The following is an 11,863-nucleotide window of genomic DNA, read 5'->3' on the forward strand; positions in this document are numbered from 1 at the left end:
AACACACGCCCCGCATAATGCGGGGCGTTGATTATCGACATTACGAACGCTTGCGCGGCATCATGCGTAGCAGCGTATTATCCTGCCAAAAATAGTGATGCATCAGGGCGGCGGCGGCATGCAGACCAATGACAAAATAGCCCAGTTTTGCCAGTGTCACATGCCAGGACTTCAGCATATCCACAACATCAAAGTTGGCTTCTGTCGCATGTGGCATAACGATGCCAAAGGCGATCCACGGATTCCCTCGGTTGTACATCATCACCAGACCAATTATCGGCAGGACGATGAACAACAGATAAATAACCAGATGCCCAAGATGCGCCATACCGGTCATCATCGGCTTCGGTTTTGGCACAATCGGCGGCGTCGGATATTTAAGTCTGACCAGCAGGCGCGTTACCATCAGCGCTAAAATCGTGATGCCGCAGGACACGTGTACCATATTGAACCCGGGACGATAGCTGCGCGGGAAAAATCCGCGGAGTTCCATGGCACAGTAGGTCACAATCACCAATAAAAAGACCAGCCAGTGGATGCCAATTTGCAGGCCAGAATACTTATTCCCCATAACACTTCCTGAGTAAAAACAATAATGCGTCAACATAACCAGCTTTTGTTAAAAATTCATTAACTTTGTTAGATCCTTTTCCGTTGATTACGTGTAACCGCAAAAAATAACGATTGCCGGTACCCCGCCAGTACAGCGGAATACCGGTTGCAGATGAAGCATTACGTCCCGGTCACCATCAGTACGTCATCGACAAAATTTTTGGCGCGCGGAATATCCGACTCATCCACATGTTCAATAATCAGCGGAATATTCGGATGGTTTTTAGCGAGCCGTTCCACATACAGCAGATAGTTGAGTGACCCGAGGCCGGCAGCTGGCAGCTCCACCGAACCGGCCCCACGGAAGCTGTTATGCTCCGCGGCACCGTCGCCGAATTTCTCAATAACCACATCAGTTTTTTTTCAGTCCTTGGCGTGGGAAATTGATTTCCTTCGTGATCAGGCACAACAGCGATCGTTCCATGAATCACGATAGATAATATTACCTTCCGTATACTTCCAGGTAATTGCTTCATAACGCAATTCAAGCGTTTCAAGATGGGTGCTGCTCATGCCATTAGGGGCAAGATAAGGGGAAACCGTCGTGATTTTGATGTTTTCCAGGATGATATTGAAATATTCAGACTCAATACCAGACTCCAGCATTCGATACATCTTGATCGTTGCTTTTTTCAGTGTGCGGCCTTCGCAGACAGCGCGGTACAGAAGTGGTGTTGTTTGATCAAATTCCTTCACTATCGTGATCGGCTATGAACGCGCGTTCCGGTAAGTTTGCCCCAGCTGGGATCTACTGGAATGGTTACACCATGCGAAAATGATTTTAATTCGATGGACCCCAAACGCAGGGGCATTAAACAACTGCCAATAATCGGCGATCCGTTTTCATCTTCAAGCCATAAATGTGCGGGAGTAGACATATAATTTCCTTATCAGTGATGATTAAAAAACTGTGATATTGACGCTGTCACCATTTACAGTAACGCGTAAAAATAACAATCATAATTATGGCGAATACGCCTATAAGCCATACAGGGCTGTCAGGAAAAAAATACCCCTGAAGCAGTGCGAAAATAATCGTGAGAATCACAGGCCCGTACAGTGATGATAAAAACCTGAGTTGCCACAGTAGGAATTTCTTTAGTAATTGAATCATGGCTATCGGATCATCCGGGTGATGATATTCGCTATACTGGAATCAGACGACCATTGTGCTTCAAGTGCTCCCGCGCGCTCGAATACCGATTCAATCAGGAAATACATCATTTCCAGTTGTTGCATGTAAAGTACAGAGTAATAGGCTGGGTACTGGACGTGTAGACGATGGGCACTATCCGCCGCTTTCTGAACCAGACCATACGTAGCCACTACTCCGGCAGCCGTACCAGCCGCTCGGCCCGCAAGGGCGCTGAGTTGCATGCTTAGATTCAATCCAATGCGGACGCTGGTAGCGACAGCTAAAGCGTATCCTGCACCTGTAAGAGTGCTGGCGGCGATATGAACATTCACCGCCATAAGCACTTTTTTAATGTGCTCTAATTGGTCATTTGTTTTGTATTTAAATATTTCTTCAAAGTAGTTTCATAGACAACATCACCATGCTGGATAATGCGAATAACGCCATTTCTGAAGCGCAGATCTTCCGTCTTTTGCTGCTGGCAAACATCGTTATATTCATCGGTAAAACAGGACGTGTAATAAAGCAGGCGGGTAGCGCCCTTTCCTAATGTTTCAACTTGATTTGTGACCTTTTGACCGACCGCTGAAACGGCATAGTCGAGTTTTAATGCAAGGATCTTATTGGCCTGAAGGTAACTGATAACTTCATTGTTGTTGTACATAACCGCTCCTTGCTTATTTTCACTAAATCCAGTTTTTCATTATTTCCCACGGGAAAGCGTCCGGTAAACAGTTGGTCGCGAAACGGAAAATAACTCAGCCAAATCACTGATTGAGTACTCGCCGCATCCGTGCATCCTGCAAAGCTCTTTCTGCTGTTTATCTGACAACTTTGGGTGACCACGCGTCCAGGCATGACGTGGAATAACGTAATCCAGCCCCTTACCCCTTTTTATTTCTCGCGAATTCAAGACGTTGTGAATCGATCCCCGTTTTCAATGTATTAATTATGTTATAGCTACCCTTTGCCACTGAGGGAGCAACGTAATGGAAGCACTGAGCCGTGAAACATTAGAGAATATGATGGCGCAAGCCGTTGCCCACGCGACCACCTACCCGATATGGCCGCAGGGCGAAGCCCCCGGAGCAAAAAATAGCGATGCGGTATTTACGCCTGAACCCCGGCACACCGGAACGTCAGACTACGACCGCGCGGTAACCGGCATTCGCGCCCCTGAAATTACCGTCTACGCCCCCGCCAAACCGAACGGCGTGGGGATCCTGGTTACCCCTGGCGGTTCTTATCGTCGCGTTGTGATGGATAAAGAAGGCAGCGCACTGGCACCGTTCTTTACCGCGCGTGGCTATACCCTGTTTGTGATGACCTATCGCATGCCGGGAGACGGTCACGAGGAAGCATCAAACGCACCGCTGGCCGATGCCCAGCGCGCCATCCGCTACATTCGCGCCAACGCGCAGCAGTGGAAAATCGATCCGCTCCGTCTCGGCGTACTGGGGTTTTCCTCCGGGGGGCACGTTGCCGCCAGCCTGGGAACCCGCTTTGCAGAGTCGGTGTATGCGCCGATGGATAGCATTGATGAACAGCCCACTCGCCCTGCTTTCATGGCGCTGGTTTATCCGGTGATTAGCCTGCGGGAAGGTGTCGCCCATCCGGGCTCACGTCTTGAGCTGGTTGGCGCCACGCCCGCAGAGCAAGACATTCACCACTACTCCCTGGAAGAAAGAGCGGATGACACCACGCCGCCCGCCTTCCTGCTGCATGCGATTGACGATCCAGCGGTCAAAGTCGAGAACAGCCTGGTCTTGTTTACTGCGCTGCGCAAGCTCGGCGTACCGGTTGAAATGCATCTGTTTGAACGGGGCAAGCACGGGTTCGGCATTCGCGATACGCAAGGACTGCCGCTGGCCATCTGGCCGGAGATGATGATGAACTGGATAGCCAGCAAGGTGTAATGATTATGCCGGGTAGGTCGCTAGACCAACCCGGCAAAAATATCAGGATTGCAGATAAACCACTTGCGTTTGCAGGTACTCGTTCAGACCGTGCTTGCCATCTGCCCCGCCAATACCGGACTTGCGCCAGCCTGCGTGGAAGCCCTGCATCGCTTCGAAGTTTTCACGGTTGATATAGGTTTCGCCGAATTTCAGCCCTTTAATCGCCTTCATCGCCGTGTTCAGGTTTTGCGTATAAATCGATGAGGTCAGACCGTAGTCGCTGTCGTTAGCCATCGCAATCGCCTCATCCAGGGCGTCAAACGACACCACTGGCAGCACCGGGCCAAAGGTTTCTTCGTGCATAATCGCCATCTCCTGGCGCACATCCAGCAATAACGTTGGCGGGTAGTAATACCCTTTCCCCTCAACCGCTTTCCCCCCCAGCACCACGCGGGCCCCTTCCTGCACCGCACGCGCAACTTTCTGCTCCACACGCTCCCGCGCCGCGGCGTTAATCAACGGCCCCATCGCAATGTCCTTACGTTCCGCAGGATTGCCAAACTGCACCGCTTTCATCGCCTCGCCCAGGCGATTAACAAACTGATCGTAAATCCCCTTCTGGACGTATACGCGCTCGGCGCAGTTACACACCTGCCCGGTATTAATCACGCGGGAATCGACAATCGCCTTCACGGCCAGCTCGAGGTCCGCATCATCCATCACGATAGCCGGGGCTTTACCGCCCAACTCCAGGCACACTTTGGTGATATTTTTCGCCGCCGCTGTCATAATTTTCTCACCGGCCACTACGCTGCCGGTCATGCTGACCATCGCCACTTTCGGGTTCCCGGCCAACTCCTGACCCACCGTTTCTCCCCGTCCGAGCACCAGGTTAAACACCCCGCGCGGCAGGCCGATGTCATCGACAATTTTGGCAAAAGCGATAGCGTTGTTCGGCGTAAACTCGCTTGGCTTAATGACAATGGTATTCCCGGTCAGCAAGGCGGGAGCCAGCTTACGGGCGATCAAGAAAAATGGGAAGTTCCACGGCAGAATGCCCGTGGTTACGCCAAGGGCGCGTTTAAACAGCAGGATGTTCTCACCCGGACGATCGCTTTGCAGGATCTCACCTTCATAGCGGCGAGCCCACTCCGCCATGTAATCGATATAGTCGGCGGTAAACGCGACTTCAACATCCGCCAGTTGCTGGATTTTGCCGCCTTCCGCCACGATAAGCGCGCTAATTTCACCGGCACGCTCACGGATCCCGGCGGAAATCTTGCGTAGCCAGCTGGCGCGTTCAATGGCGGGCAGCGCCTCCCACGCAGGCTGGGCGCGATACGCTGCGTCAATCGCTTTGCGCGCATCCTCAGCACGGCCATCAGGAATACGGGAAATGACCTCTTCCGTCGCCGGATTGACGACATCAATCCAGGCGTCATCGTGCCAGGTCACAAACTGCCCATCGATATACATAGGATGTTGTACGGGTACTGACATGCGTTGCTCCTGTGATTGATTTGTTTTCAATAAGTAAAACTATTGTTAATTAATATCAATCATGCATAACACATTGCCACTGCGATGGTGGTTCTGTGAGCCGCTTCATAAAAGCGTCAGGCAACGTCGTGGTGACGAGAAAAAACCGGCGGGATGAATGCCCGTTTGCACAAAAAAAGCGACAAACGGGCAGCAGAGATTACAGAGAGCGGCTGTTCAGGAAGTCAATCAGCGCGCCATCGCGTTGCAGATATAAGCCTGCTTGTTCGACGGTCGGCGGAATATCCACATGCGTAATAAAATCGCGACCACGGGGTCCATAGCCAGTTTCATCATCACGCAGACGCGGAAGCTCACCGGTAATAAGAGACAGGTAACGGTCCACCGACCACAGACCTTCAGCGGTTGGTGCGAAATCCACACCGTCGCCCTGTAGCGTTAACGCAGGGACAAAACCAGGGAAGCTGAGCCAGCGCGGCGCCTGCGGATCGTCACGCGTGACGCGCTCAAAAGTCGCCATGGTGCGGCGCTGCATGGTGGGGTCCTGCACCACAATCACGGTTTCCATGGTCTGGGTTGCCTGACGCAGTAACGCACAGCTAAAGCGGGCATTCTCCCCACAGTTGGTGGATTGGTCCTCCACCCAAATCGTCTCACCGGGAATGTGCCAGAACTGGTGCGCGATATCAGCAAGGATCGCCGCTTCTGCGCGTCCGGCGGTACGCAGGGTGTTATAGCGTGGGTGCTGCGCGATGGCGGCGTACAGAAAGGTCGTGGAATGACCGATACCACCGCTAATCAGCAAGGGAATCTGTTGTTCTTTCGCTATCCGACAGGCCGCGTCGATGGTCGGGATCACCGCATTCCCGGCCAGAATCACGCAATCAGCCTGAACCGTGACATTTTCGGCGAAATCATTCTGCGCCAGCCATTGCCCCACGGTGTTAATCGCCGTAAGGGTGGTGGCGGAAAGTGCCGGAAATGCACTCAAATTCATAAATCCTCCTCTTTGCTCCTCGCAGAATACCGCGCGCATAATTTAACGAGAAGTTAATCACTCTGAAAGAATAGCGGGTTGTGGATTTTCCCACTGGCAAACAAGTTTCAGGCAGTCGGCACCTTTATAAATACACTCTTCATAAATACGGTACCCCACAACTTCCGCCACGCGAACTGAGGCCGGATTATTCTTTGCGATAAGGCAAACTGTTCTGGCAGGTGAAAAAGCATCCACAAACCACTGATGAGCCGCGATTGCGGCTTCCTGGGCAATTCCCTTCCCCTGAGCCGACGGTGAAATGACCCATGATGCTTCGGCGAAAGGATCAAAGTCTGGCCCCCTACTACGATGAAAATGAGCCAGCCCAGTTTCACCTAAAAAACGACCATCGTATTTTTGAAAAACAGAAAAGATGCCATAGCCAAACGTAGCCCAATGACCGATGTTTCGTAACAACCGATTCCAGCCTTCTTCTGGCGTAAACCCCGGAGCATTCGCGAGATGAAATATATGGGGGTCCGCGTACAGGGGATACCATACGTCAAAATCATTGATCGTTTGCGGACGCAAAATCAGTCGGTCCGTAGTAATAGAAAATGTTTTTATTATCATCATCGCTACTCTACTGAGCCGCACACTGAGTAATGGTGTGACAGCATGACCTGCTTTTATCAGAACTCATAAAAAAGCCCGGCTGTTTGCGCTAGCCGGGCTTCTCGAAAGTAAGCCAAAAAACGTGATCAGCCGCTAATCTGATCCATCGCCTGCAGGATACGCTTATCCGAAATCGGATACGGCGTACCAAGCTGCTGGGCAAAGTAGCTGACGCGCAGTTCTTCTATCATCCAGCGGATCTCTTTGACATCGTCATCTTCGCGACGCGCGGGCGGCAGTTTATTGAACCACTGCTGCCAGGCCTGCTGCACGCTGTCCACTTTCAGCATCTGCGCACGATCGCGGTGCGGATCGATGGCCAGTTTCTCCAGACGTTTCTCGATAGCCTGCAAATAACGCAGCGTATCGCCCAAGCGTTTGAAGCCGTTGCCGGTGACGAATCCACGGTAGACCAGTCCGCCCATTTGCGCTTTGATATCCGAAAGCCCCAGCGCCATGGTCATGTCCACGCGGCCTTTCAGGCGTTTATTGATATTGAACACCGCTGTCAGGATCTGTTCGACCTGCTTGGCAATCTCCACCACGGTGTCGTTCAGTTCGGCGCGCACTTTTTCGTGCAGCGCCGCAAAGCCCTCTTCCGTCCACACCGGGCCGCCGTTGGCGTCGATTAATCGATCCACACCACAGGAGATACAGTCATCAATCAAATCCAGCACTTTGCCATACGGGTTAAAGTACAGCCCCAGCTTGGCTTTATTCGGCAACTTCTCGTGCAGATACTTGATGGGCGACGGAATATTCAGCAGCAGCAGACGGCGTAACCCGCTCCACATAGCCTGCTGTTGTTCCAGCGGATTATCAAACAATTTGATAGCCACGCTGTCGCGTTCATCCACCAGCGCGGGCCACGCTTTGACTTTATAGTTACCGCGTTTTTGCTCGTAGCTTTCCGGCAACTGGCCGAAGCTCCAGATGTGCAGCCCGCTCTGTTCGATGCCGTCATCCGCCACCGCCGACAGCGTTTCCTGCACTTTGCCTTTCAGCGCGTCTTTCAACGCCTGCAGCGAACGACCTTCCTGCAGCTTCTTGTTTTTATCATCCACCACCCTGAAGGTGATTTTCAGGTGATCAGGCACCTGATCCCAGTGCCAGTCGTCGCGGTCAACGGTAACGCCAGTCATCCGGCGCAGTTCGCGCTCCAGCGAGTCCAGCAACGGCAGTTCCAGCGGCGTTACGCGGCCTAAAAACGCTTCCGCATAGTTTGGTGCTGGCACAAAGTTGCGTCGCACCGGCTTCGGCAGCGATTTAATCAAGGCGATCACCAGTTCACGACGCAGCCCCGGAATTTGCCATTCAAACCCGGACTCTTCGACCTGGTTTAACAGCGGCAGAGGAATATGTACGGTGACACCGTCGGCGTCAGCTCCGGGTTCAAACTGATAGCTCAGTCGTAGCTTGAGATTGCCCTGATGCCAGAAGTTCGGGTAATCCAGCTTGCTGATTTTTTCCGCGCCTTCTTTGATGAGCATGCTTTTTTCAAAGTTGAGCAGGTCCGGCGTTTCACGGCTAACCTTTTTCCACCAGCTATCAAAATGGCGGGCAGAAACCACATCATGGCTGATGCGCTGGTCGTAAAATTCAAACAGCGTTTCATCATCGACCAGGATATCGCGGCGGCGTGATTTGTGTTCTAACTCTTCCACTTCCGCCCGCAGCTTCAGGTTGTCGCGGAAAAACGCATGCCGGGTCTGCCAGTCGCCTTCCACCAGCGCGTGACGGATAAACAGTTCGCGTGACAGCGCAGGGTCTATCAGGCTGTAGTTGACCTTACGCGCAGCGACAATCGGCAGCCCGTAGACGGTGACTTTTTCTGTCGCCATCACCGCACCCTGCGCGCGCTCCCAGTGCGGTTCACTGTACGAGCGTTTGATCAAATGCTGGGCAACCGGCTCCACCCACTCAGGGTCAATACGCGCGGCAATACGTCCCCACAGTCGGCTGGTTTCCACCAGTTCTGCCACCATCGTCCACTTCGGCGGTTTTTTGAACAAACCGGAGCCGGGGAAGATCGAAAAACGAGCGTTACGCGCGCCGGTAAATTCCTGCTTATCGGCATCTTTCATCCCGATATGCGACAGTAAACCGGTCAGCAGCGCGACGTGGATCTCCCGATACTCAGCAGGCTCGCTGTTAACCGGGATCCCTAACTCTTTCACCACCTGACGTAGCTGGGTGTAAACATCCTGCCATTCACGCACGCGCAGATAGTTGAGGAAATCGAGCTTGCACTGGCGGCGGAACTGATTCGACGACAGCGCTTTTTGCTGCTCGCCAAGGTAGTTCCACAAGTTCACAAAGGCGAGGAAGTCGGACTCTTTGTCGTGGAATCGACGGTGTTTTTCGTCAGACGCCTGCTGTTTGTCCATCGGACGCTCACGCGGATCCTGAATGGACAGCGCCGAGGTAATGATCATCGCCTCACGCACGCAGCCATGCTTCTGCGCTTCCAGCACCATCCGCGCCAGACGCGGATCCACTGGTAACTGGCTGAGCTGGCGGCCCAACGGCGTGAGTTTATATGCGGTTTGCTGTTCATCAGTGGTGATTGCGCCCAGCTCTTCCAGCAGGCGCACACCGTCCTGAATATTGCGTTTATCCGGCGCTTCCACGAACGGGAACGCGGCGATATCGCCCAGCCCCAGCGCGGTCATTTGCAAAATGACGGAGGCCAGGTTGGTACGCAAAATTTCCGGATCGGTAAATTCCGGGCGCGACAGGAAGTCGTCTTCGGAATACAAACGAATACAGATCCCTTCCGATACGCGTCCGCAGCGGCCTTTACGCTGGTTGGCGGAGGCCTGCGATACCGGTTCAATGGGCAAGCGCTGAACTTTGGTGCGGAAGCTATAGCGGCTGATACGCGCGGTTCCCGGGTCAATGACGTATTTGATCCCCGGCACGGTCAGTGAGGTTTCCGCCACGTTGGTCGCCAGCACAATACGGCGTCCGCTGTGCGACTGGAACACGCGGTTCTGCTCGCTGTTGGAGAGTCGCGCATACAACGGCAACACTTCGGTGTGGCGTAAATCCAGCTTATTCAGCGCATCGGCGGTGTCGCGGATCTCACGCTCGCCACTCATGAAGATCAGAATATCCCCCTGGCTTTCACGTCCCAGTTCATCCACCGCGTCAAAAATCGCCTGCAGCTGATCGCGCTCGGTGTCGTCCGCATCTTCAACAATCGGACGGTAGCGCACTTCCACCGGGTACGTTCGACCGGAGACTTCGATAATTGGCGCGTTATTGAAATGCTTTGAAAAACGCTCAGGGTCGATGGTCGCCGAGGTGATAATGACTTTCAGATCCGGGCGACGCGGCAGCAGTTCTTTCAGATAGCCGAGCAGAAAATCGATGTTCAGGCTGCGTTCGTGGGCTTCATCGATGATGATGGTGTCGTACTGCATCAGCATGCGATCCTGCTGGATCTCCGCCAGCAAGATACCGTCCGTCATCAGCTTAACCATGGTGTTATCACTAACATGGTCGCTGAAACGCACTTTATACCCGATGCAGCCGCCCGGCTCAGTTTGCAGCTCTTCGGCGATACGGTTAGCTACGGTACGCGCCGCCAGTCGACGCGGCTGGGTATGGCCGATAAGCCCCTTCACCCCACGCCCCAGCTCCATACAGATTTTCGGTAACTGGGTGGTTTTACCGGAGCCGGTTTCCCCGGCAACAATCACCACCTGATGGTCGCGAACCGCGTCCAGGATGTCTTGTTTTTTCTGGCTAACAGGCAAGTTTTCCGGGTAGGTAATGTCTGGTCGTGCCGCTTCACGCAGCACAACTTTACCGGCAGCCTGTTCAATCTCTTTTACCATCTCCTGGTAAATGGCCTGTTGTGCATCAGGATTTTTAACCTTCTTCACGCCGTGCAGGCGGCGGGAGAAACGCTGTTTGTCGCGCAGCATCAGTGATTCCAGCTGCTGCTGTAGCATGTTGAAGGTTATTTTTTGTTGTTCTGTCATAGCGTTAGAGGGCAGTGCTCTGCCGGGTTAAATCTCTTTAAGATGATAGGTATAGAGTACCACATCGGCGCTTTTCATGTGTTGTTCAATAATTTCGAACATAGGATTCGATATATTGCGCTATCACTGCGGCAGGATTGTGAATAAAGTGTCAACAAGCAACGGGGCACATCCCCTTCAAACACATAAAAGGAAACACCCATGAGCAAGGTATTAGTTCTTAAATCCAGTATTCTGGCAGGGTACTCTCAGTCTGGTCAGTTGTCTGATTATTTTGTTGAACAGTGGCGTGAAAAGCACTCTGCTGACGACATCACCATCCGTGACCTGGCGGAAAATCCTGTTCCGGTACTGGACGGCGAACTGGTAGGTGCAATGCGCCCGAGCGATACGCCGCTGACGCCGCGTCAACAGGAAGCACTGGCGCTGTCTGATGAGCTGATTGCTGAGCTGAAAGCCCATGACGTGATTGTGATTGCCGCGCCGATGTATAACTTCAACATCCCGACTCAGTTGAAAAACTATTTCGACCTGATTGCGCGTGCTGGCGTAACCTTCCGTTACACCGAGAAAGGGCCGGAAGGTCTGGTGACCGGTAAACGTGCAGTTATTGTCACCAGCCGTGGCGGTATCCATAAAGATACGCCGACTGACCTGGTTACCCCATATCTGTCGACCTTCCTGGGCTTTATCGGCATCACCGATGTGAACTTCGTGTTCGCAGAAGGTATCGCGTACGGTCCGGAAGTGGCGACCAAAGCACAGTCTGACGCCAAAGCCGCTATCGATAGCGTCGTCGCTGCCTGATAATTCACCCTCTCACCATCCGGTGGGAGGGTTTTTAACCCACGCCAATTTTACTTCTTTGCCCGCATCCGCATCTGCTTGCCGTGAATACGATTGATATCACGCCAGATTATCGAATACTCCCGGCATTTCGCCAGATTCTCTTCCCAGCAATGGCACAAAAATTGTTCAGGCTCCGCAACATCCCGGCTTAACAGTTTGAACAGCCAACGATTCCAGACATACCACTTGAGAAGCCACATGATTTCACTCCAGGAGACACAGGAGA

General features: G+C 52.9%; 8 protein-coding genes and 4 pseudogenes. 2 read left to right on the top strand and 10 right to left on the bottom strand.

Annotated elements, in window-relative coordinates; genetic code table 11:
* Positions 1 to 40 precede the first annotated feature (40 nt).
* The 5 genes and pseudogenes from cybB to FDW98_RS23655 form a co-directional block, all read right to left on the bottom strand.
* The gene (gene cybB, locus FDW98_RS13270; protein ID WP_096756944.1) at positions 41 to 571 is read right to left on the bottom strand and encodes a cytochrome b561; all 531 of its coding nucleotides are present in this window, start codon (positions 569 to 571) and stop codon (positions 41 to 43) included.
* Positions 572 to 732: 161 nt separating this feature from the next.
* A pseudogene (locus FDW98_RS13275) lies at positions 733 to 1,005 on the bottom strand (sugar phosphate isomerase/epimerase); the annotation flags it as partial.
* Positions 1,006 to 1,011: 6 nt separating this feature from the next.
* Positions 1,012 to 1,490: pseudogene (locus tag FDW98_RS13280) on the bottom strand (Hcp family type VI secretion system effector).
* A 238-nt stretch (positions 1,491 to 1,728) separates the two neighbouring features.
* A pseudogene (locus FDW98_RS13290) lies at positions 1,729 to 2,411 on the bottom strand (hypothetical protein).
* A gap of 39 nt (positions 2,412 to 2,450) precedes the next feature.
* Positions 2,451 to 2,585 (bottom strand): annotated as a pseudogene (locus FDW98_RS23655) (helix-turn-helix domain-containing protein); the annotation flags it as partial.
* A gap of 151 nt (positions 2,586 to 2,736) precedes the next feature.
* Here FDW98_RS23655 and FDW98_RS13300 point away from each other — a divergent pair.
* A complete protein-coding gene (locus FDW98_RS13300; protein WP_096756942.1) occupies positions 2,737 to 3,663 on the top strand; it encodes an alpha/beta hydrolase in 927 nt (308 codons plus the stop codon).
* A gap of 42 nt (positions 3,664 to 3,705) precedes the next feature.
* Here the strand turns inward: FDW98_RS13300 and aldA are convergent, their stop codons facing one another.
* The 4 genes from aldA to hrpA form a co-directional block, all read right to left on the bottom strand.
* A complete protein-coding gene (aldA, locus tag FDW98_RS13305) occupies positions 3,706 to 5,145 on the bottom strand; it encodes an aldehyde dehydrogenase (protein WP_096756941.1) in 1,440 nt (479 codons plus the stop codon).
* Between the two features lie 199 nt (positions 5,146 to 5,344).
* On the bottom strand, positions 5,345 to 6,142 hold the full coding sequence (locus tag FDW98_RS13310; RefSeq protein WP_137398863.1) for a YdcF family protein: 798 nt from the start codon (positions 6,140 to 6,142) through the stop codon (positions 5,345 to 5,347).
* A gap of 57 nt (positions 6,143 to 6,199) precedes the next feature.
* A complete protein-coding gene (locus tag FDW98_RS13315) occupies positions 6,200 to 6,760 on the bottom strand; it encodes a GNAT family N-acetyltransferase (protein ID WP_096756940.1) in 561 nt (186 codons plus the stop codon).
* 125 nt (positions 6,761 to 6,885) lie between these two features.
* Positions 6,886 to 10,788 carry an ATP-dependent RNA helicase HrpA gene (hrpA, locus tag FDW98_RS13320; protein WP_096756939.1) on the bottom strand — a complete coding sequence of 1,301 codons (3,903 nt, stop codon included), beginning with the start codon at positions 10,786 to 10,788 and terminating at the stop codon, positions 6,886 to 6,888.
* A 201-nt stretch (positions 10,789 to 10,989) separates the two neighbouring features.
* Here hrpA and azoR point away from each other — a divergent pair, with 201 nt between their 5' ends.
* Positions 10,990 to 11,595, top strand: a complete 606-nt coding sequence (azoR, locus tag FDW98_RS13325; RefSeq protein WP_096756938.1) for an FMN-dependent NADH-azoreductase — start codon at positions 10,990 to 10,992, stop codon at positions 11,593 to 11,595.
* Positions 11,596 to 11,645: 50 nt separating this feature from the next.
* Here the strand turns inward: azoR and FDW98_RS13330 are convergent, their stop codons facing one another.
* Entirely contained in the window at positions 11,646 to 11,837 is a 192-nt protein-coding gene (locus FDW98_RS13330; RefSeq protein WP_096756937.1) for a hypothetical protein, read from the bottom strand.
* Between the last annotated feature and the right edge of the window lie 26 nt (positions 11,838 to 11,863).

This window comes from Citrobacter sp. wls711, from assembly GCF_005281055.1.
Lineage (GTDB): Bacteria > Pseudomonadota > Gammaproteobacteria > Enterobacterales > Enterobacteriaceae > Citrobacter > Citrobacter gillenii.

Bases quoted from the DNA above. Each gene is read 5' to 3' on its own strand.
- FDW98_RS13300 (WP_096756942.1), top strand. From the start codon at position 2,737: ATGGAAGCACTGAGCCGTGAAACATTAGAGAATATGATGGCGCAAGCC.
- aldA (WP_096756941.1), bottom strand. From the start codon at position 5,145: ATGTCAGTACCCGTACAACATCCTATGTATATCGATGGGCAGTTTGTG.
- cybB (WP_096756944.1), bottom strand. From the start codon at position 571: ATGGGGAATAAGTATTCTGGCCTGCAAATTGGCATCCACTGGCTGGTC.
- FDW98_RS13315 (WP_096756940.1), bottom strand. From the start codon at position 6,760: ATGATGATAATAAAAACATTTTCTATTACTACGGACCGACTGATTTTG.
- FDW98_RS13310 (WP_137398863.1), bottom strand. From the start codon at position 6,142: ATGAATTTGAGTGCATTTCCGGCACTTTCCGCCACCACCCTTACGGCG.
- azoR (WP_096756938.1), top strand. From the start codon at position 10,990: ATGAGCAAGGTATTAGTTCTTAAATCCAGTATTCTGGCAGGGTACTCT.
- hrpA (WP_096756939.1), bottom strand. From the start codon at position 10,788: ATGACAGAACAACAAAAAATAACCTTCAACATGCTACAGCAGCAGCTG.
- FDW98_RS13330 (WP_096756937.1), bottom strand. From the start codon at position 11,837: ATGTGGCTTCTCAAGTGGTATGTCTGGAATCGTTGGCTGTTCAAACTG.